Below are 21,360 nucleotides of genomic sequence, written 5' to 3'. Positions count from 1 at the left end.
TAAATATGTTACAGGTGTAGTCTGTCTTCTCTTTTTATTTCCTAAAATTTTCTATTAAATTTCAGCAGCTTTTTGTTGGAAATGTTTTTTGGATCCTATTGAATGCGAACAGAATACGCTTCTTTGGGATGAATAGTAAGCTTTTTTGTTTTAATGCAAAAAAAGTTAAAAACATTCTTTTTTTTATTCAGTCCGGAATTGTCGGACTAGGCATAATTACATTTGCAATACAGTTAGAAATAATTCAGTATTAATTAAAAAAAAACTATTATGGAAAAAAGTACAGAAAAAGATTTAGCTGAATCTGTAGTAAAAGCTATTGAAGAGGATGCTATAACTGAAAGTGAGATGGAGACAACAGAAGGTGGGCATAATGGAAATTGTGGATGTGTTCCAAAACCAGACCATATGAAGCAAGACTCGGGTTTATAGTTGTCTTTTTAAAAATGTTTTTGATAAATATTTATCTGATTAAGATAAACTAAATTATCATTGTGTAAAAGACGGTGTGTCAGAAGTAAATTGATTAGCCTTATATGGCGTGATTTTTTTTACTAGCACACCTCTTTTTATTTTATTGATGTATAATTAAAAATGTGGCTATGGTAGAAAGTGATTATAACTATTATACTCCCTACGAGGGAAATATTATTTGCATGAATGGAGTAACTGGTACAGTATTTACTGTGACGAAGAATGAATATGATTTGATGAAAAAAATTATGCAAAATGCAGATTTGCAGGGAATATACTCTGAGTTAACTCATAAACTGATAAAAACTCGTTTCCTGACTACCAATATGGATGACGAAAAAGAATATTTGAAAGCATTGAATAAACAAGTGAACAATGATGGCACATGGCACCTAACGCTTAATCCTACACAAAATTGTAATTTTAGATGTTGGTATTGTTATGAAAAACATCCTAAAGGCTATATGCAACCGGAAACGGTGAAACGAATAAAGTGTTTGGCCACTCATATTTTTGAAAAAGGAGATACTAAACATTTCGTTCTTTCTTGGTTTGGTGGAGAACCTTTACTTTATTTTGAAAAGATTATCTATCCTCTATCAATTTTTATAAAGCAACTTGCAGAAGAACATCATGTCAAATTTTCAAATTCAATAACCACAAATGGATTTTTTTTAACAGGTAGCGTTATTGAAAAATGCAAGACTATCGATTTGAAAAAAATCCAAATCACTTTAGATGGTGATAAAGAATCACATGACAAGATTCGTAATCAAGGAGGGAAACCATCATTTGATAAAATATTGCAAAATTCTATAGCATTGTGCAATAGTTGTTCTGACGCTGTTATAAAATTGAGAATCAATTATAATACTGATAATATTCAGCATGATTTTAGTGAGGTACTTCGTGAAATACCTGAAAATTTGCGATCTCGCTTTTTTATACAATTTCAAAGAATATGGCAAACATATCAGAATGAAAGTAATGATGAAATAGTTAAAAGATATCTTGATGAGAATTTTTTTAAATTGAAAAAAGAAGGGTTTAATTTGTCTGTTAATACAAATTATAATAAATTTGGTGGAATATCATGCTATGCGGATCGAATAAACTATGCCAATATAAATTATGATGGTAATGTATATAAATGTACAGCCCAGGATTATACTTCGGAAACGGCATTGGGGTTTCTTGATGAAAATGGACAGATAAGATGGGATAAAGAAAAAACACAAGGTATAGATAAACAGGCTTTTTTTGATAATCAGGTTTGTCTTAATTGTAAATATTTGGCTATATGTGGAGGTCCTTGTTTTTATGCTTGGTGGAAATGTGTTAGGAATAAAAATAATATTGAATGTCCGAACAAAAAAGACAAACTAGATATAGATCTTCCTCTTTTTATACGGGAGTATTATCTTGGTCGTTTGAAGAAAAAATATTGTAATTAAATTATAATTTTAGATATATGAAAATACTTGTTTGCATAACCTTTATTCTAGGTAGCTTTTTAACTCTGTATGCTCAGGGAGAAGCAGGAATTTCCGGTAAGGTATCAGATGTCAAAGGACAGCCTGTTTCTTATGCCAATATCACATTGCAGCGCGTTGATTCTACATTTGTCACCGGATGTACTTCAGATGAGAAAGGTAAGTTTGTCATAAGTAAGCTGGAAGCAGACAATTACTTGCTTCAAATCTCTTTTGTGGGCTACATCACCCAAGTAATCAGACTGGATAATTTGAGCCGCCCGTTGGATATAGGTACTATCCAACTTGCTGATGAGGCAATAATGCTGCAAGGGGTTACTGTAAAAGCATCGAATGTGATGAAACGGGTAGACCGACAGATAATTTTGCCTACCGACAAACAGGTAAAATCATCTACTTCGGGGTATGAATTGTTGAGCCACATGCAACTGGCGGGATTGAAAGTGAATAGTATTGAACGAAAAATTACTACGGTCAGCGGAGGAAGTGTGCAGCTGCGCATTAATGATATTGTAGCAAGCACAGCTCAGGTACAAGCATTAAGACCGGACGAAGTCTTAAGAGTGGAGTATATTGATAATCCAGGAGTGCGTTATGCAGATACTGAAGTTGAGGCTGTGATTAACTATATAGTCCGTCGGGCAGAGTCGGGCATATCCGGGGGTGTTAGCTTTACAAATGCTGTGACTACTGGGTTTGGGGATGATAATGTGTATATTCGTGCAACTCATAAATTGTCACAATTCGGGCTGAATTATTATTTAAGTTATCGGGATTATGATGACCGAAAGGTGGATGAAGAGCAAATGTTTTCTTTTACCGAAGCAAAGGAACGTCAGCGTGAACTGATTGGTATCTCCACTCCTTTCAGTTACCAAGACCATTCGATTGAGGCAAGTTATAATCTTACAAAACCAGAAAAGTATATATTTAATGCTGTCTTTACGGAAAATATTTATAATTCACCTCATGGAGATTATGGACAATTGATAAAAGAAACGGAGCAGAAGGATTTATATAATTACACACGTTCCGAATATAATTATCATTCTCCTTCACTTGATTTATATTATAAAAAGTTTTTGCCTCACGACCAGTTTCTTGCCTTAAATGTGGTAGGGACTTATATAGGCTCTGATTATGAACGTGAATATAGTGAAGCATATAGTGAGGCCGGTGCGCCTGTGTCTTCTTATGATTATGGTACGGACGGCTCCAGATATTCATTAATTGGTGAGGGCATCTATCAAAAAACATTTGATAAAATAACTTTGACAGGTGGGATTAAATATATGCAGGCATATACCCATAATCGTTATACAGGTGATGTAAATGAATCTGCGGAAATGCATAATTCAAGTCTTTACGGTTACGTACAGGCGCAAGGGAAATGGGCGAAATTAAATTATTCATTGGGTATAGGTGCATCTCGTCAGGATTTTGATGAATCGGAGGAAGGGTTTACTTTCTATATGTTTCGTCCTATGTTGTCACTTTCTTATCCTGTTTTTAAAGGGGCAAGTCTGCGATATAATTTCACTTGCTCACCTTCTGTCCCCAGCCTGTCAGCATTGAGTGATATTCGCCAGCAAACAACGGATTTGGAGGTAAACAGAGGAAACCGGAATTTGAAGCCTTATCGTTCATACATTAATCGTCTGCAATTATCATGGGGGAACAAGAGAGTAAGTTTCCAGCTAAGTGGAGGACATCGCATTAGCAAAAATCCTATCATGGAACAGATAGAGTGTGTATCTCAACCGGACGGGAGCTATATTATTGAGTATGGAATAGACAATCAGAAACGCTTTACTCAATGGAATGGAAGACTTTATACTAATATAAATGTGATACCGGATTTATTATCTATTAGTTTGTATGGTGGGTTCAACAGTTTTGAGAGCAAAGGAAATTCTTATTTACATCACTATACAGCTTGGTATGTTGGTGGAGACGCTTCTTTGAACTATAAGAATTTTTCTTTATATGGGTCTATAGGAAACCGATATAATTCACTGTACGGAGAATCAATAGATTATGGAGAAAAAAAATCTGTTATACAATGTTCTTATAAATGGAAAAATATGAGTGCCGGTATTGGAGTGCTGTATCCTTTTACTCCTGCTGGTTGGAGTGCCGGTTGGAAACTGATGAGTGAACGGGTGCAGAAAAAGAGTTGGACTTACATCAAAAATAATGCAAACATGGTGGTGCTGACATTCTCTTGGATTTTTAATTCTGGACTAAAACATAAGACAGAGGAAAAGTTAATGAATAATGTGGATCGTGAAACTGGTATTGCAAGATGAATAAGATAGGAAATATGCCGGATAAATGATGAAGGAGGTGGTGAAGTATATAGAAACTTATTTGGATAAATAATCATAAAAAGAAAATGCAAGGAATTATGATCAAGGTAATAGCTTCTATAATAAACCGATAGAATGTGCCGTTGATTATTCTATAGCTTTGTAATATAATGTGTTTTTGAAACTTTAAAAATATAGAATATGAGAGCGAATATACTTTTTTGTTTATACTTCTTTATGGGGTTGGCAGTGCAGCTGCAAGCACAGGTTACGGTAACAGGTAAAGTAATTGATGAGCAACAACAACCTGTCCCTTATGCCAATATAGTGTTACTTTCTTTGCCCGATTCTGCTTTCGTGGCAGGAAGTATCAGTAATGAAGAAGGCGCGTTTAGTCTCAATGTCAAAGAAACAAAGGATGTGCTTCGCATCTCATCTATTGGCTATGCTACTGTTTATCGTCCATTAGATAACAGAAGTACAGATCTTGGAATTATCTGTCTCGCTTCAGACACACAGATATTGGCTGAAGTTGTGGTAAAAGCTGATATGCCTGTTACTCGCATGAGAGGCGACGCACTGGTGACTAATATACAAAATAGTGTACTCTCTAAAGCCGGATCAGCAAGCGATGTATTGGGAAAAGTACCGGGTGTAATAAAAGAGAGGAATTCCTATGAAGTGCTTGGCAAAGGAACACCTCTTATTTATATCAATGGGCGGCAGGTACGTGATGATTCGGAATTGGATCAACTAAATTCGGAAGATATTAAGAGCGTAGAAGTTGTTACTAATCCCGGTGCACGTTATGATGCAACTGTAACTGCCGTTATCCGTATACAGACTATCCGGCGTGCCGGAGATGGTTTCGGCTTCGATCTCCGTTCCAGTTACTATCAGAGCCGGAATGTAGACTTGATAGAGCAATTGAATGTAAACTACCGCCATAATGGACTTGATATTTTTGGTATATTCCGTTATTTAAAGAACGAATATATCATGAAAAATGATATTGTACATACCTTGGAGTCTGATTCTTTATGGAAATATCAGAATTTATTGGATGGAACTGTAGTAGACAAGTCTTTACGAGGTGAAATAGGAGCTAATTACAGCCTGAATGATAAACATTCACTGGGATTCCGCTATACTCTTACTTCCCGTCCAAATACGAAGTCGGATGTATTTACCTCTAATGATATTACAGCCAACAATCAGTTTTATGACCACTTGGAAAATCAAGAGTATTCTTCTACTTCCGGTAAGCCTACTCATCAACTAAATGTTTATTATAATGGTACTGTGGGAGATTTGAATATTGATTTTAATACAGACTATTATACTAATACTTCTACAGGAAAAGGTCTTTATCACGAAGTCAGCCAAGAGCAGGAGAGTCGTGATGTGCATACACTGAGTTACATCAGAAATAAATTGTTAGCTTCTAAATTGGTACTCTCTTATCCGTTGTTTGGAGGTAATCTTTCGTTGGGTGGAGAATATACAGATACTCGTCGCAATGACGAATACCGTAATCCGGAGAAATATGTGGAAAGTACCATCAGTCGTGTAGAGGAAGATGGATTGAGTGGCTTTGCCGAATATAGCCGTCAGTTCCCGATAGGTAACCTTTCATTGGGTGTAAGATATGAGCATGTAACTTTTGATTATTATAAGGATGGTGTGCACATGGATGAACAGAGCCGTATGTATGGAAACTGGTTTCCTAATCTTTCTTTTTCAAGAAAACTAGGTTCTGTCCGGACACAGTTGAGTTATACTGCTAAAACGCAACGACCTACTTATAGCCAGTTAAGCAACAATGTCACCTATGTAGACCGTTTCACTATGCAACGTGGTAACCCATTGCTGGAGCCGTGCACCATTCACGATATTTCATTGGTCGGTACATGGCGTTTTTTACAGTTACTTGTCAGTTATCAGCAGTGGCGTAAGGAAATCATTTATTGGGGAGATCCGATAGATAATGGCAATTCAATGATGATGACTTACCTCAATTATCATAATCGTCCGACTTTGAATGTTTCTTTCTCTATTTCACCGGCTATTGGCTTTTGGCATCCTAACCTAAATATCGGCGTGAAGAAACAATGGATGACAATAGATGGCATAGAGTTTAATAAGCCTCGTCCTACAATAAGGTTCAACAATACATTTGAACTTCCTGGTGATTTTCTTGTCAGTTTGGATGGGCTTTTTATGGGAAAAGGAAATTATCAGAATTTGTATCAGTTCAAAAATTATGGTACAGTTGACATCTCTGTCCGTAAGTCATTTTTAAGGGATGCCTTAAGTCTGGAACTTCGAGGGAACGATCTTTTTCATGGTTCACGTAATTATTGGCAAACATATTTTGGCAGTATTATTTGGGAGCAGACTAATCAATGGGATACTCGTGAATTTTCTATTACTTTGCGCTATAAGTTTAATACAACAAAGAGCAAGTATAAAGGGACAGGAGCGGCAAATGATGAGCTAAGACGTTTGTGATAATTTCAAAAAAATAAAAAGTATAGAACATGAGGAAAGTGATTTTACTACTCGGATTAGTGTTACAAGTGATTATTGTTGACGCACAGAGTGTTTCCGGCTCATTAGTTGATGAAAAAGGAAATCCTGTCAGTTTTGCTAATGTGGTATTGCTATCTTCCAAAGATTCATCTTTTGTGCAAGGTACAATTAGCAATGAACAAGGAATTTTCAGCATAGACCAAACAAGCGGTAACAATATACTCAGAATTTCTTGTCTTGGCTTTATTCCGGTGACAAAAGCCTATGCTCAATTTCCGGTAACGATTGTGATGCATGAAGATGTTAATCTGTTGGGGGAAGTCGTGGTAAAGGGGAATCGCCCGTCATATAAACTTACTGCTGAAGGGTTGCAGACCCATGTGCAAGGAACAGTACTTAGCAAAATGGGTACGGCGGAGGATGTGTTGAAGCATATACCGGGACTTCAGAAGAAAAATGATGCGTATGAGGTATTTGGAAAAGGGAGCCCGATAATCTATGTGAATGGAAGATTGCTGCGTGATTTGTCGGAACTGGACCAGCTGAAGTCAGAAGATATTAAGAATGTAGAACTGATTACCAGCCCCGGTGCAAGATATGATGCGTCTGTGAAAGCAGTGGTGAAGATTACTACCCGCCCCATAAAAGGGGAAGGATTTGGATTTGATGTGCGTTCCGGTTATAATCAGTGGGAGTATGCCGGTTTCGTGGAACAGTTGAACTGGAATTACCGGCGTGATAAATTGGATGTGTTCGGCACCGTGTATTATAGAAAAAGTGAAGGGTTTGACGAAAGTCGGTTTACTCAAGATGTGCATGTTGATACGCTTTGGCATCAGGACAATTATCAGTTCGCAAAAACGAATCAACAGGCATTTACCAATATCGCAGGTGTGAACTATGCATTCGATGAAAATAATTCAATCGGAGTAAAATATACATTGAAAGCCAATCCGGATGCCCGCTATCACACTATATTTAATTCGGATGTATATGCCGATGGCACGCATTATGACTATCTGGCGAATGATATCAATGCCACTGCGTATTATAATCCCTCGCATTCGGTAAATGTTTATTATAAGGGGATGGCGGGAAAAACGGAGATTGATTTTAATGCGGATTATCTGTTTGACAAAAACGGAGACAATACGATACAACGTGAAGAAAGCAGCAATAAGGAAGATAGGGTTGTCACTTCTACCAATACATTGAGAAGTGAACTCTTTGCTGCCAAACTGGTGCTGAGCCGTCCGCTGCTTGGAGGAAATGTCCTGATAGGGGCTGAATACAGTCATACAGAGCGGCAGGATGATTATGTGAATCCGGAAGGTTATGTGCCGACTTCATTCAGTGAACTGAAAGAGCAGAATATCAGTCCGTTTTTAGAGTATAGCCGCAATACCCCCATAGGGCAACTCTCCGTGGGGGGACGTTATGAGTGGGTGAACTTTGATTATTATGAGGATGGGAAATATATGGAAGGACAAAGCCGGAATTTCAGTAATTTCTTTCCGAGTGTTTCATTGGGTTCTGAAATAGGCGGAGTGCAGTTGCAGCTTAGTTATGCGGCAAAGACGCGTCGTCCGTCCTACCAGCAGTTGAGCAATAATGTGACGTATGCCAATAGGTTCACGCTTCAGTCCGGCAATCCGTTATTGGAACATGAGGTGGTGCATAACGTTTCTTTGATGGGGGCATGGAAGTTTATGCAGTTTAGTGTGGATTATAATGACAGAAGAAATGCAATCATTTACTGGGGGGAACAAATGGAGTATAATCCGGCGGTAACGCTTATTTCTTTCAAAAATCTTCATAGCTTGAAGTCTGTTTCGGCATTCTTGTCATTGGCGCCTAAGTTTGGAATCTGGTCGCCGCAATTGAATTGGGGAGTACAGAAACAATGGCTGGATCTGGAGACTACCGATGGATTGCTGAAGATGAACAAACCGATGTTTACGGGGGCTTTTAATAATACGTTTAATTTTAATCACGGCTGGATGGCTTCGGTGGAAATGAATTATCAAAGTAAAGGCGATATGGAGAATTGCTCGGAAACCAAGAATATTTTTTATGTGGATGCCGGGGTTACAAAGTTCTTTTGGGGGGATAGGATGTCTGTGAAACTGAGTGGTACGGATTTGTTCCATGGCATGAAGTCGGGAAACCGTATGTATTATAACCGGGCATCTTCTTTGCAAATTAATAATTATGATAGTAGGAAAGTGATGCTGACGGTACGCTATAAATTTAATGCTACGCGTAATAAATATAAGGGTAGTGGTGCCGGAGAGAGTGAGAAGGAAAGATTATGAGTGCCACTTTTCACATTTCATTTGTTCTTACCCAGCTTATATACCATTTGGCGGAATAAAGGTACGTTTAACCATATATATTCGTACCAATGTTCTACCTTTCTTTTCCATAGTTTGCTCCAGCTATATATTTCCCACCATTTTAGATGGAGATTTGCCGAATTCATAAAATCTTGTGTGGGAAAGAGGGTCAGGGCTATTCCTTTTATCCATAATGTTTTCATTTCGTCCGCCCAATATTGCATAAGTCCGAATTCCGGTTCCCAGATAATGAATCGGGATTCATGAATGCCGTAACAGACTACATATCCTGGTACATTGAAATCATTGAGAGTGAAAAGGATGATGGGAAGTTTTCTTTGTGTTAATTGATGAATGTTTTGCAAACATATTTCGGCTTTCATGCCGGAATATATAGCCCCTTGTTTCATTCCTGCCAAGGTAAGCTTTCCATTTATTTTGCACCATTCGGTTAATGTATGTATGTCCGTTTCTTTTCCGTTGTAATATTTTATAACAGTGAGCAGGCAAGCTACCTCTACAGGGCACTTAGCATTGGAACGGACAAATGATTTCTTTATTTTATCAAGTTCGTATTCTGTCATAACCCGGTTTGTTTTATAAGAGAAAACTCATGGAGCGGCCGCAATCACTTAAAAAAAGAAATTCATTGGAGCGATTAACGTTCATTTGGACGTGGAAGTAGGTATGAACGCTGAATTACTTTAATAAGTGTGCGGCCGGAGTCTGCATGAGTTATATCTGTTACGTCCTGCTCTTTCTATTAACATATCGGCTATTTTGTTTATTTCCCGATTCTTACGCTCAAAGAAATCGCATAACTCTTTCGCCTTTTGTGTTAGTGTTGTTTTATTTTGTAATGCATATTCTATTTGTTGCTCCAATTTCATCGGAGTTATGTTTATCATATCTTTAGGCGAATATTTCAGTACCGGTATTTGAGCAAAGGTACAATCCAGCCATGCGTCAGAATGTGAGTCGGTCAAAGCCAAATCGCATAATGGTAATATGGTGTTAAGGTTCAGCGTGCGGAATAATTCCATGTTGTCGGGCAATTCAGACGATTGATATACATTTGGTATGTCGGTCAATAATATGAATTGGTACCGGGGATTTCTGATGGAACTTCTTTTTATAACTCTATAAAAATCTTCTAGAATCTTTGAATTTTTATTTCCTTTTCCTAATAATCCGACAATAATATTTCTTTCTTTGTCTTTTTTAATATCCTGCAATCTCTTTGTCAATGTTTCCAAACGTGGTCCGGAACCGGATGACAGGTAGGGAGTGGGTGGCAGATAAAGTATAGAAATATCTTTGTCCTGTATGTTTTTTTGGTCAGGCAACTGCATGGCTATGAAAATATAGTCAATGGCTAGCTGCCGATAGAGGGAGGCATGTGCTGCATGCCGACAATCCAGAAGCGTTAGGTCGGGCTTTAACCAACGGAAATCATCTGGATAAAGTACGCAGTTGCTTATTCCTTTATCATATAGTACAGGCGTAAAAGCAGGGTTTGAGGTGTAGGTATAGTATACCTCTTGTTTCTTTTCCCGCAATATCCCTGCTAATTTGATGGTTAGCAATAACTGGCTTTTGTCCGGTGCTATGTCAAGAAGGAAATTCAGCATATATTATTGCGTTAATATGGATTTGTTTAATGAACTTTTTGGACAAATTATATTCATAGAAATTGGAACTTTCATGTTCCAATTTCTAATGAATCAAGTTAGTGGTTTAAGTATACTTTAGTTGGGTTATGAAAACAGGTCTGTCACTCTTGAGTGAAATATCCCGTTAAATGTCCGGAAGGTGTACCTGTTATTTCTAGTTTATATTCTTCTGCAGGGAAATTTGCAATAGAAATTGTGATGTAAGCGCTCTGTACTTCAGGAATATCATTTTCATAAACGACGCCCCCTTTTGCCATATCTGTGATGCGGATGGTCATATCACGGTCGGGTGACGCGTTCTTGAGGGTAAGGAGATAGCCATCGGTAAATACAGTTATGGGGCAATTGGTAGCAGCACTTCTAATAGGATCATCCCATCTGCCATCCAATTCTACATCTTTAACAGGAGTTTCTGTTGTATTGGCTTGTACAGGCAAAATACCTATTAATGTAGTTATGATAATAACTATACTCCATATCTTTTTCTTTATACTTTTTAACTTCATGACTTTATGTTTGTTTTAATTGTTTTGTTTGGGGCAAAGTTAGAGGATAAATCTTAAAAACGTGCAGATATCATGTGGACAAATGGAAAAAGGTAATAAGTTAATAACTAGCTTATTACCTTTTTTTATAGGAGGACGATATAGACAATTGTTTATTTTTAGTATTCCATAAGCCATAAATCAAGGCTTTGATTTTCGCCTAATGAACCTATTTCTTGTACGATGCGTTCTTTTAATCTTAATTTTCTTTTGGACACAGATGTGGGCGAGATGGCTAACATATTGGCGATGTCACCGTTGCTGAACCGTAGTTTTATCAAACAGCATATTTGTATATCACCGTCTGTTAAGGAAGGTATCTGATGACATAGTCTTTTAGTATAGTTATCGAATAATAAATCTATTTTTTCTTTTATTTCTTGCCATAGTTTGTTGTCTATATACTTTGTTGTTTTTAGCTTATTGAATAATTCTGTCTGCTTAATGAGTTGGTTACATAAAAAAGCCTCGCGTTTATGTAGATACTGGTTTTCTTTTGATAGCTGTTCCATAGCTTCCAGTTCTTTCGATTTTTCTTTTAATGACTGGGCATAATTGCTTATATGATTTTGCAGGTTATTGTTCTCCAGTTTCAGCGTTTCATTCTGTTGTTGTATTTCTTGTCGTATTTTATTTTGTTCTTTCCATTGTTCTTTTATCTCTAGGCTTCCTTCCATTTGGATCGTAAGTTCTTCTATCCGCATTTTGTTGCGGTTTATCAATGTCTCATTTTCATGTATTTTCATAGTGAAATAACGAATTTTTTCTTCTTTCTCCGATATCTCTTGTTTTTGAGAAACTATTTTTCGTTGGTATAGATAGTTTGTTATTGCTATGATGAAAGACAAAATGATTAAGGCAATGAGCACATTGCGTATGATCCGGTCTTTCTTTATTTGTGACAGATTATTTTCATTGATTATTTTTTGCTGATCATATTTTTCTTGCATCTCTATTAATGCTTTATTGCGTTCTGTTTTACCTATTGAATCTTGATAGAACCATAGCTTATTACTGTATTCTACTGCCTTTTTGTAATCTTTTTCTTCTTGACTAATATAATATAGTGCTTGATAGGCGCTACGGGCTGTATGGATATTAGGTGACAGGCAAGCTTGGTTTAGGTAAAAATATGCAGAATCGTACATTTTTAAATAGCGATAAGTATCTCCCAATGAAAATATTCTTTGATCAGTCTTTTTTATTTTAATACAATCTTTTGCATACTGAAGAGCCTTTTTATTTTCTCCTGTTTTAAGAAATAAAAAACTGCTTTCGTTCATGGCGCTTGCCAATATGGTAGGATAGTTATTCACTTGTCCTATTTTTATAGCTTTTTCATAATATTCTATCGCTTTATTATATTGTTTTTTCTGTGAAAATGCTCTGGCGATATAGATGAAAGAGAAAGCTATGTATGTTTGGTTGTCGGATAGTTCGGCATTATGATGTGCTTTTTCAAAATATTCCATAGCATAATCATTTAGTTTTCGATACAGATACATTAGTCCTACCTCTGAATTGATAAGAAAGCCTAATTGATAATCATTTGTTTTCTCTATTTCAGTCGCTGCTTCTAGATAAAATGACAATGCATCTTCGGCATGATGACTTTCATGGCGCAAGATACCTTTATAATATAGCGCCAATGCCTTTCTTTGTGCATTATCATGTTTGGTGAAATAAGAGTAAGCGATATTTATTAAAGAATCGGATTGTTCAATTTGGTTTTTATATTGAGCTTGTGTCATCAATAATGCCCATGTGGCATATTGTTCATTTTCAGAAGGAATGTCAGGTTGTATGCCCTGTAATATATGCAGTGCGCTGTCGGGATATCTGTACATCATTGCTTCTGCCTTTGCCAATTCGGGTTGGAAGGCTGTGGGGTAGTTCTTGTTGTGTGTACAGGATATCAGACTGATAATTATGCTAATTATTAGCCCTGCATATTTGAAACTGCTCATAGTAATCATTTCTATATTATTGGCGATAGGAATCTTATGGGATATGTTGCGTAAGTGAATGAATTGGTTGATTTTATAGGAAAAGTTTGAAGATTGATATTTTCTGATTTATCCTGCCATGGTATAATATAAAGGGATGTGCCTGAATTATTTTAAATACGGAATAAAAAATCAGGCATGTCCCTTCATTATAGCTGGGGTAACCCTTTGAATTGTCTGTATACCATTTTTAAAGTAGTTAAAATCCTAACTTTAATTTTACAAACTGTTTGATGAATTGTACTGTTCCATCAATCCCCAATACGGACGAATCAATGCATAAGTGATAAGTTTCGGCAGCTCCCCACGTTTTGTAACTATAATAATTATAGTAAGCCGACCGTTTTTTATCTGCTTTTTCCATCAATTCTTCAGCGGCTTCTGTAGAAATATGATGGATATGCATCAATCTTTCGATGCGTGCTTCTTTGGAAGCAGAAACGAATATATTAACGCAACGGGGATGGTCACGCAAAATGTAGTCGGCACATCTGCCGACAAACAGACACGATTGTTTTTCAGCCAGTTCACGTATTACGTCGCTTTGTATTTTGAACAAAGCGTCATTGCTCAGACAACTGCCATAGGGAATGGCTCCGTCGCTGATAAAAGGAAAACGTGTTCCGAACAGACCGCCGATAATGCTTTGAGAAGCTTTTTCATCTGCTTTTTCAAAGAATTCCTTGCATAGGCCGCTCTCTTCCGAAGCTAGTTTGATTAATTCTTTATCGTAAAAGGCGATACCAAACTCTTGGGCCAGTTTTTCGCCTATCTCTTTTCCTCCACTGCCTAGTTGGCGTCCTAGGTTGATAACATAATGCTCGTTCATAGTCGTTGTCTATTGATTATGTGGGCAAATATAAGGAAACTAATTTTTAATTCTTAATTTTCAACTTTTAATTTGTTACCGTGGGTCTTAAAAATCTTGAACTGGCGGTAAAGCATGATTCCTGCGACAACACTTGCCGCCAAGTCTGATATTGGCATACTCCACCAAATTCCTGCTGATCCCCAGCAAAGAGGGAGCAGGATGATGCTGGGAAGCAAGAATAATAATTGTCGGGTTAATGACAGGAAGATGGCTTTACCGGCCATGCCGATACTTTGAAAAAAATTGGACGTTACCATCTGAAACCCGATAATGGGAAAAAATATGACTACAATGCGTAAGCCGGTAGCTGATAGCTGTATCAGTCCCTCATGAGTGGTAAAAGCGGATACGGCCAATTCGGGCATCAGTTCACCTACTAGAAAACCGGTTGTTGTAACAGCGGTGGCGCCATAAATGGTAAGTTTTAATACTTGGTTTACACGATGATATTGTTGGGCGCCAAAGTTATAACCGGCTATGGGTTGCATTCCTTGATTCAGCCCCATCACAATCATGACGAACAGGAAAACAATCCGGTTTACAATACCAAATGCGCCAATAGCCAGATCGCCATCATATTCTTTCAAACCTTTGTTAATGAAAATTACAATGAAGCATGCTGCCAGATTCATCAGGAACGGAGACATACCGATAGCGATGGTGTTTTTTACGATTGTACCGCGCAGTTTGTAAATGCCTCGGCGGAGATGAAGCAACTCGTTCTTGTTGGTGAAGGTCTTGAATTGCCACACCAGTGAGATGATTTGGGCCAGAATGGTGGCAATGGCGGCACCCTGGATACCCCAATGGAATAGATAGATAAAGATAGGGTCAAGGATGGTATTGATAATTACTGTGGTGATGGTGGCTGTCATTGCTTTTTGTGGATGCCCCGAAGCGCGTAGTAAGGCATTCAGTCCCAAATACATGTGGGTTATAACATTGCCCAGCAGGATAATGACCATGTAGTCTCGTGCATAGGAGATGGTATCCGGGCTTGCCCCGAAGAAGTAGAGAATAGGATCAAGGAAAAGCAAGGTTAATATACTGAATCCTATACCTATAATAAAGTTCAGCGTAACTACGTTACCCAAAATGTTTTGGGCGGTAGCATAATCTTTCTGTCCTAATTTTACGGAAACTAATGTGGAGGCACCCACACCGACCAGTGAACCGAATGCAGCCGCCAGATTCATCAGCGGGAAGGTGATAGCCAGTCCTGAAATAGCCAAAGGGCCTACACCGTGACCGATGAAGATGCTGTCTACCATATTGTATAGGGAAGATGCCGTCATAGCGATAATGGCGGGTATTGCATATTGTAAAAGTAATTTTCCGATTGGTTGTGTTCCCAATTCTGTGGGGGTTCCTGTTTTTGCCATACTTTATTTTCTGTCTTTTTACCTGTTTAACCTGAATTCGGCTGCAAAGGTACACAAAAAATGAGTGTGAGGGAAAAGTTTGTTTATCTTTGCATTTAAAAAAATAAACGGAATAGAATTAATGAATAGTCAAAAAGGAATAGTGGGCTGCTTGCTATTGGCATGCACCTTACAAATGTCGGCACAAGTAAAAACGTATAAGTATCGTGTAAACTTTCGCGATAAGGCGGAAACAACCTATGCATTGGACAAGCCTTCGGCTTATTTGTCCGAACGTGCTTTGGAGCGTCGCATGAAACAGGGATTGCCCGTTGATTCTACAGATATTCCTGTGTGCCGGAGCTATATAGATATGCTGGTCGGAAAAGGAGCACAGCTTGTATCCAAAAGTAAATGGAACAATACAGTGGTAGTGCAGGTATCCGACACGTCGGTTATTGATAAAGTGGCGGCATTGCCTTTTGTGACAGCTGTCCGGAAAGTGTGGACAGCTCCCGACAGTATTCCTGCCCGCAATGCCAACCGTAAAAAAGAGGTGACCAATAGGGTGACAAAGAGTAATAACTATTATGGGGATGCGTGGCGGCAGATTGCTGTTCATCACGGGGACAGTCTTCACGCTGCAGGTTTTCGTGGGAAGGGGATGCAGATAGCGGTCATTGATGCAGGTTTTTATAATGCTGATGAAATCAGTGTTTTCAAAGGAATGGACTTGTTGGGAACACGCGATTTTGTAAATTCTCACTCGGATATTTATGCCGAGAACTATCACGGCATGAAAGTGTTGTCTTGTATGGCTGCCAATAAGCCGAATGTATTGGTCGGCACGGCTCCCGAAGCTTCATATTGGCTTCTCCGTAGTGAGGATGATGATACGGAACAGCCTGTGGAAGAGGATTATTGGGCGGAAGCTTTGGAATTTGCCGATAGTGTGGGAGTGGATGTGGTTAACACTTCATTGGGATATTATGAGTTTGATGATACGACCATGAATTACCGGTACCGTGATTTGGACGGGCATTATTCATTGATGTCTCATTCCGCTTCTTTGGCTGCCGATAAAGGATTGGTGTTGGTATGCAGTGCCGGAAATTCGGGGCGTGGCACATGGAAAAAAATCACACCTCCGGGAGATGCGGAAAATGTTATTACAGTGGGGGCGGCGGACCGGAATCTGGTTAATGCTGATTTCTCTTCTGTAGGAAATACTACAGATGGCCGTGTAAAACCGGATGTGATGGCGGTGGGAGTTGCTTCGGCCGTAGCGGGTAATGATGGAACGGTTTCTCATGCCAATGGTACTTCTTTCGCATCGCCTACATTGTGCGGGTTGGTAGCCTGTTTCTGGCAGGCTTGTCCCTGGCTTACTGCCAAGCAGGTGGTGGAGGCAGTGCGGAATGCAGGAGACCGTAAAGAGTATCCGGATAATATTTACGGTTATGGTGTGCCTGATATCTGGAAAGCTTGTCAAATAGAATTAGAGAAGAAAAAATAATGGAAGAACATCCTCTTTCTTTATATGAACTGAATGCGTTGGTTAAGCGTAGCATTCATGCTTGTCTGCCCGATACTTATTGGGTTCAGGCAGAGCTGAGTGATGTACGTTCCAATTATTCCGGTCATTGCTATTTGGAATTTGTACAGAAAGAGCCACGGGGGAATAATCTGATAGCTAAGGCAAGGGGGACTATTTGGAGCAATGTCTACCGTCTGCTGAAGCCTTATTTTGAAGAGGAAACCGGGCAGGCTTTTGTTGCAGGTATTAAAGTGATGGTGAAAGTGGCTGTGGAGTTTCATGAATTGTATGGTTACTCGCTTACTGTGCAGGATATAGATCCTACTTATACATTGGGGGATATGGCGCGTCGCCGTCGCGAAATCTTGAAGCAATTGGAAGAAGAAGGTGTGCTGACTTTGAATAAGGAACTGGAGATTCCTTTGCTGGCGCAACGCATAGCCGTTATTTCCTCGGCTACGGCTGCCGGTTATGGTGATTTTTGTAATCAACTGGAACAGAATCCCTATGGTTTTGTCTTTTATCCGCGTTTGTTTCCTGCTATTATGCAGGGGGAACGGGTAGAACAATCTGTCATTACCGCATTGGATGCTATCCATGCCTGTCGTGATGATTGGGATGTCGTGGTTATTATCCGTGGCGGAGGCGCCACGTCCGACCTTTCGGGGTTCGATACATATGAGTTGGCGGCTAATTGTGCTCAGTTTCCTATACCTATTATAACCGGTATAGGGCATGAGCGTGACGATACGGTGTTGGACTGTGTTTCTCATACTCGTGTCAAGACACCTACTGCTGCTGCCGAGTATCTTATAAATCATTTGCACGACACTGCCAAGGTTCTTGAAGATTATGCATCGGCTGTACTTCATACTATCTCTACCCGTATGGAACGGGAAAATACCCGGCTGAACCGGATGGTAGAACGTATTCCCATGCAGACGCGGATGAGGCTGAAAGAGGAACATTATCGCCAGGAACGAATCATGAAACATTTGGAAGTAGGCCTGCAATCCCGTCTGACAAAAGAAACCCATTGTTTAAAAATGATGGAAACTCGGTTGGGCATCGTTTCACAGCGTCGTCTGGTAAAGGAAAAGCATCGGCTCCAACTTTTGGAGCAGGAATTGAAGGCGGCATCTCCCGAAAATTTGTTGAAAAGGGGATATAGTATCACGCTGAAAAATGGCAAGGCGGTGATCGATGCTTCTGTATTGCAGCCGGGTGATGAACTTACCACCCGTTTTGCCAAAGGAGAAATAAAGAGTATAGTAACTAAAAAATAAAACGAAGTATGGCAGCAAAGAAACAAACCTATGAACAGGCTATGAAACGTCTGGAAGAAATCGTATCACGCATAGACAGTAATGAGTTGGACATAGACAGTTTAGGTGTGAACCTGAAAGAGGCACAGGAATTAATCAAGTTTTGCCGGGATAAACTTTATAAAGCCGATGAGGAGATAAAGAAAATGTTGGATAATAATGTTTCAATGTGACAATATGCTAATGTGCCAATTGGCTGCGCTATATTCTGCATGGCATATTTGTACCTTAGCACATTGACATATTGGCAAATTATAAAAGCTATAAATAAAAAAGCTGTTTTGATTGGAATTTGCAAATATAAAACGTAATTTTGCTCTCATTCGTAAATAATAACATAATTAAGATACACTATGAAAGAGATTGATTGGGCAAATCTGTCCTTCGGCTATATGAAGACAGACTATAATGTACGTTGCTACTATCGTGACGGTGCATGGGGAGAGTTGGAACTTTGTTCGGAAGAAACGTTGAATATTCACATGGCCGCCACTTGTCTGCACTATGGGCAAGAAGCGTTTGAAGGGTTGAAGGCTTATCGTGGAAAAGACGGTAAAATCCGTATTTTCCGTCCTGAAGCCAATGCGGAACGTTTGCAAAGTACTTGTGACGGTATTCTGATGCCGGAACTTCCTACAGAAAAGTTTGTGGCCGCTATAAAGAAGGTGGTGAAAGCCAACGAGCGTTTCATTCCTCCATACGAAAGTGGTGCGGCTCTTTATATTCGTCCGTTACTGATTGGTACAGGTGCTCAGGTGGGGGTTCACCCTGCCAATGAATATCTGTTTGTGGTATTCGTAACTCCGGTAGGTCCTTATTTCAAAGGTGGTTTTTCTACTAATCCTTATGTTATTATCCGTGAGTTCGACCGTGCCGCACCTTATGGAACCGGACGCTTTAAGGTGGGCGGCAACTATGCTGCCAGCCTGCGTGCCAATAAGAAAGCCCATGATTTGGGATATTCCTGCGAGTTCTATCTAGACGCCAAGGAAAAGAAGTACATTGACGAGTGTGGTGCGGCTAATTTCTTCGGCATCAAAAATAATACTTACATTACACCAAAATCATCTTCTATTCTGCCTTCTATAACGAATAAGAGTTTGATGCAGCTGGCCGAGGATTTGGGTATAAAGGTAGAATGTCGTCCGGTTCCTGAAGAAGAACTGGAAACCTTCGAGGAAGCGGGGGCTTGCGGTACGGCGGCTGTTATCAGTCCTATCCAGCGTATTGATGATTTGGAAAACAAGAAATCGTACATTATCTCTAAAGATGGAAAGCCGGGTCCTGTTTGTACAAAATTGTATAACAAACTGCGTGCTATTCAGTATGGTGATGAACCTGATACACATAATTGGGTGACAATTTTAGACTAATAGAAAAATAGATTCTTATGAAAACAAATTCAGAATTGAAGAATCGGGCAATCGATGCGTTGACCGGTAATTGGGGACTGGGTGCGGTTATTACCTTGGTCTATGGACTGGTGATGAATGCCCCTACGCTGCCCTATCGTATTATGGAGTCGGTGGCTTCGTCTTCCTTTAGTCTCATCGCTTTGTTGCTTTTGCCATTGGGCTTCGGCTATACCGTCCTTTTTTTGGATGTGATTCGTGGAATAAAGCTGGATTTTGCCCGTCTTTTCGATGGGTTTAAAGACTATGGACGGATATTGGGTACAATGCTGCTGACTACAGTCTATACGTTCCTGTGGACGTTGCTGCTTGTCATTCCGGGCATCATGAAGTCCTATTCATATGCCATGACGCTCTTTATTCTGAAAGATTATCCGGAGTTGCAGTACGATGCTGCCATAGAGAAAAGTATGGCGATGATGTCCGGTCATAAGATGAAGATGTTCTTGTTGGATTTGAGCTTCATTGGTTGGGCTATTCTGTGTTGTTTTACTTTGGGGATCGGTTTCTTGTTCCTGGCTCCTTATGTAGAAGCATCACATGCTGCTTTCTATGAAGATCTGAAGAAAGAATTGGGAGAGTCCGTTGAGGCAATTTCTGAATAATATAGAAAATAGAAAGATAAGAAAAATAGACCTGCAAGTGAATTGCGGGTCTATTTTTTTTCTCTTTCACAGGATATTCCTACCTTTGCCTGTGGAAACAAATTAATGATAGACTAATTTTCATGGGAAAAGGAAAACTGGAGAAATTTGCTGATATGCGGGAGTATCCGCACGTGTTTGAATACCCTTATTCGGTGGCCGATAACGTTACGTTTGATATGAAGGGGAATTGGAACCGTGACTTTTTTAAGAACGATAATCCGATAGTTCTGGAACTGGGATGCGGACGAGGTGAATATACCGTAGGGCTGGGTCGTATGTATTCCGATAAAAATTTTATCGGTGTAGATATAAAAGGGGCCCGTATGTGGACCGGTGCGACGGAAGCGCTGAAAGATGGCATGACGAATGTGGCTTTTTTGCGTACCAATATCGAAATCATCGACCGTTTTTTTGCTCCGGGTGAGGTGAGTGAGATATGGCTGACTTTCTCTGATCCGCAGATGAAGAAAGCGACTAAACGTCTTACTTCCACATACTTTATGGAACGTTATCGTAAGTTTTTGAAGCCGGACGGACTGATTCATTTGAAGACCGACAGTAATTTTATGTTTACTTACACCCGCTATATGGTAGAGGAAAACAAATTGCCGGTAGAGTTTATGACCGAAGATTTGTATCATTCCGGTTTGGTGGATGACATACTAGGCATCCGTACCTATTATGAACAACAATGGTTGGATCGTGGTTTGAATATAAAATATATGAAGTTCCGTCTGCCGCAAGAGAAGGAGTTGCATGAACCCGATGTGGAAATAGAATTGGATGAGTATCGCAGTTACAACCGCAGTAAACGAAGCGGGTTGAAAACAAGTAAATAA

17 protein-coding genes are annotated in these 21,360 nt (G+C 39.2%); 11 read left to right on the top strand and 6 right to left on the bottom strand.

The window, feature by feature from the left end; all coding sequences use genetic code 11:
* The first annotated feature begins 270 nt into the window (after positions 1-270).
* The 5 genes from RE317_RS09950 to RE317_RS09930 all read left to right on the top strand — a co-directional run bounded on the left by RE317_RS09950 (position 271) and on the right by RE317_RS09930 (position 9,123).
* Complete coding sequence (locus RE317_RS09950) at positions 271-432, top strand: hypothetical protein (RefSeq protein WP_005853041.1); 162 nt, start codon at positions 271-273, stop codon at positions 430-432.
* A gap of 170 nt (positions 433-602) precedes the next feature.
* On the top strand, positions 603-1,928 hold the full coding sequence (locus RE317_RS09945) for a radical SAM/SPASM domain-containing protein (RefSeq protein ID WP_005853044.1): 1,326 nt from the start codon (positions 603-605) through the stop codon (positions 1,926-1,928).
* A gap of 17 nt (positions 1,929-1,945) precedes the next feature.
* Positions 1,946-4,276 carry a TonB-dependent receptor gene (locus RE317_RS09940; RefSeq protein WP_303266237.1) on the top strand — a complete coding sequence of 777 codons (2,331 nt, stop codon included), beginning with the start codon at positions 1,946-1,948 and terminating at the stop codon, positions 4,274-4,276.
* A gap of 201 nt (positions 4,277-4,477) precedes the next feature.
* Positions 4,478-6,787, top strand: coding sequence for an outer membrane beta-barrel family protein (locus RE317_RS09935; protein WP_008667794.1), 2,310 nt, complete (start codon positions 4,478-4,480; stop codon positions 6,785-6,787).
* A 29-nt stretch (positions 6,788-6,816) separates the two neighbouring features.
* On the top strand, positions 6,817-9,123 hold the full coding sequence (locus RE317_RS09930; protein ID WP_005853052.1) for an outer membrane beta-barrel family protein: 2,307 nt from the start codon (positions 6,817-6,819) through the stop codon (positions 9,121-9,123).
* A gap of 17 nt (positions 9,124-9,140) precedes the next feature.
* On the opposite strand, the gene RE317_RS09925 is transcribed toward RE317_RS09930, so the two are convergent.
* The 6 genes from RE317_RS09925 to RE317_RS09900 all read right to left on the bottom strand — a co-directional run bounded on the left by RE317_RS09925 (position 9,141) and on the right by RE317_RS09900 (position 15,621).
* On the bottom strand, positions 9,141-9,728 hold the full coding sequence (locus tag RE317_RS09925) for a cysteine peptidase family C39 domain-containing protein (RefSeq protein WP_005845641.1): 588 nt from the start codon (positions 9,726-9,728) through the stop codon (positions 9,141-9,143).
* A 120-nt stretch (positions 9,729-9,848) separates the two neighbouring features.
* Positions 9,849-10,775, bottom strand: coding sequence for a hypothetical protein (locus tag RE317_RS09920; protein ID WP_008667795.1), 927 nt, complete (start codon positions 10,773-10,775; stop codon positions 9,849-9,851).
* 143 nt (positions 10,776-10,918) lie between these two features.
* On the bottom strand, positions 10,919-11,323 hold the full coding sequence (locus RE317_RS09915) for a DUF3244 domain-containing protein (protein ID WP_005845636.1): 405 nt from the start codon (positions 11,321-11,323) through the stop codon (positions 10,919-10,921).
* Positions 11,324-11,481: 158 nt separating this feature from the next.
* Positions 11,482-13,338 carry a tetratricopeptide repeat protein gene (locus RE317_RS09910; RefSeq protein WP_008667796.1) on the bottom strand — a complete coding sequence of 619 codons (1,857 nt, stop codon included), beginning with the start codon at positions 13,336-13,338 and terminating at the stop codon, positions 11,482-11,484.
* A gap of 229 nt (positions 13,339-13,567) precedes the next feature.
* A complete protein-coding gene (locus RE317_RS09905) occupies positions 13,568-14,197 on the bottom strand; it encodes an AAA family ATPase (RefSeq protein ID WP_005845633.1) in 630 nt (209 codons plus the stop codon).
* 53 nt (positions 14,198-14,250) lie between these two features.
* Complete coding sequence (locus RE317_RS09900) at positions 14,251-15,621, bottom strand: MATE family efflux transporter (RefSeq protein WP_005845631.1); 1,371 nt, start codon at positions 15,619-15,621, stop codon at positions 14,251-14,253.
* A gap of 121 nt (positions 15,622-15,742) precedes the next feature.
* Between RE317_RS09900 and RE317_RS09895 the strand changes: the two genes are divergently transcribed.
* From RE317_RS09895 to trmB, 6 genes are all read left to right on the top strand, one after another.
* Positions 15,743-17,116 (top strand): S8 family serine peptidase, encoded by a 1,374-nt coding sequence (locus RE317_RS09895; protein WP_005853060.1) that lies wholly within the window; start codon positions 15,743-15,745, stop codon positions 17,114-17,116.
* Positions 17,116-18,423 carry an exodeoxyribonuclease VII large subunit gene (gene xseA / locus RE317_RS09890; RefSeq protein WP_005845625.1) on the top strand — a complete coding sequence of 436 codons (1,308 nt, stop codon included), beginning with the start codon at positions 17,116-17,118 and terminating at the stop codon, positions 18,421-18,423. Before RE317_RS09895 ends, xseA begins: the two co-directional genes overlap by 1 nt.
* A gap of 8 nt (positions 18,424-18,431) precedes the next feature.
* Positions 18,432-18,635, top strand: coding sequence for an exodeoxyribonuclease VII small subunit (gene xseB, locus RE317_RS09885; RefSeq protein ID WP_005845622.1), 204 nt, complete (start codon positions 18,432-18,434; stop codon positions 18,633-18,635).
* A 180-nt stretch (positions 18,636-18,815) separates the two neighbouring features.
* Positions 18,816-19,835, top strand: a complete 1,020-nt coding sequence (locus RE317_RS09880; RefSeq protein ID WP_005845621.1) for a branched-chain amino acid aminotransferase — start codon at positions 18,816-18,818, stop codon at positions 19,833-19,835.
* A gap of 17 nt (positions 19,836-19,852) precedes the next feature.
* Positions 19,853-20,479, top strand: coding sequence for a DUF975 family protein (locus RE317_RS09875; protein WP_005845619.1), 627 nt, complete (start codon positions 19,853-19,855; stop codon positions 20,477-20,479).
* 122 nt (positions 20,480-20,601) lie between these two features.
* Positions 20,602-21,360: a tRNA (guanosine(46)-N7)-methyltransferase TrmB gene (trmB, locus tag RE317_RS09870; RefSeq protein ID WP_005845616.1), complete on the top strand. Its 759-nt coding sequence runs from the start codon at positions 20,602-20,604 to the stop codon at positions 21,358-21,360.

The sequence above is a fragment of the Phocaeicola sp. GP0067 genome (genome assembly GCF_031119655.1).
GTDB classification, from domain to species: Bacteria; Bacteroidota; Bacteroidia; order Bacteroidales; family Bacteroidaceae; genus Phocaeicola; species Phocaeicola vulgatus.
Note: the sequence above shows the minus strand (reverse complement) of the source record. Positions and strands in the feature narration are given on the sequence as shown.

Excerpts from the sequence above, each read along its gene's own strand:
- RE317_RS09880 (WP_005845621.1), top strand. The coding sequence starts at position 18,816 with ATGAAAGAGATTGATTGGGCAAATCTGTCCTTCGGCTATATGAAGACA.
- RE317_RS09940 (WP_303266237.1), top strand. The coding sequence starts at position 1,946 with ATGAAAATACTTGTTTGCATAACCTTTATTCTAGGTAGCTTTTTAACT.
- RE317_RS09925 (WP_005845641.1), bottom strand. The coding sequence starts at position 9,728 with ATGACAGAATACGAACTTGATAAAATAAAGAAATCATTTGTCCGTTCC.
- RE317_RS09910 (WP_008667796.1), bottom strand. The coding sequence starts at position 13,338 with ATGATTACTATGAGCAGTTTCAAATATGCAGGGCTAATAATTAGCATA.
- RE317_RS09945 (WP_005853044.1), top strand. The coding sequence starts at position 603 with ATGGTAGAAAGTGATTATAACTATTATACTCCCTACGAGGGAAATATT.
- RE317_RS09935 (WP_008667794.1), top strand. The coding sequence starts at position 4,478 with ATGAGAGCGAATATACTTTTTTGTTTATACTTCTTTATGGGGTTGGCA.
- xseB (WP_005845622.1), top strand. The coding sequence starts at position 18,432 with ATGGCAGCAAAGAAACAAACCTATGAACAGGCTATGAAACGTCTGGAA.
- RE317_RS09895 (WP_005853060.1), top strand. The coding sequence starts at position 15,743 with ATGAATAGTCAAAAAGGAATAGTGGGCTGCTTGCTATTGGCATGCACC.
- xseA (WP_005845625.1), top strand. The coding sequence starts at position 17,116 with ATGGAAGAACATCCTCTTTCTTTATATGAACTGAATGCGTTGGTTAAG.
- RE317_RS09915 (WP_005845636.1), bottom strand. The coding sequence starts at position 11,323 with ATGAAGTTAAAAAGTATAAAGAAAAAGATATGGAGTATAGTTATTATC.
- RE317_RS09900 (WP_005845631.1), bottom strand. The coding sequence starts at position 15,621 with ATGGCAAAAACAGGAACCCCCACAGAATTGGGAACACAACCAATCGGA.
- RE317_RS09920 (WP_008667795.1), bottom strand. The coding sequence starts at position 10,775 with ATGCTGAATTTCCTTCTTGACATAGCACCGGACAAAAGCCAGTTATTG.
- RE317_RS09875 (WP_005845619.1), top strand. The coding sequence starts at position 19,853 with ATGAAAACAAATTCAGAATTGAAGAATCGGGCAATCGATGCGTTGACC.
- RE317_RS09905 (WP_005845633.1), bottom strand. The coding sequence starts at position 14,197 with ATGAACGAGCATTATGTTATCAACCTAGGACGCCAACTAGGCAGTGGA.
- RE317_RS09950 (WP_005853041.1), top strand. The coding sequence starts at position 271 with ATGGAAAAAAGTACAGAAAAAGATTTAGCTGAATCTGTAGTAAAAGCT.
- RE317_RS09930 (WP_005853052.1), top strand. The coding sequence starts at position 6,817 with ATGAGGAAAGTGATTTTACTACTCGGATTAGTGTTACAAGTGATTATT.
- trmB (WP_005845616.1), top strand. The coding sequence starts at position 20,602 with ATGGGAAAAGGAAAACTGGAGAAATTTGCTGATATGCGGGAGTATCCG.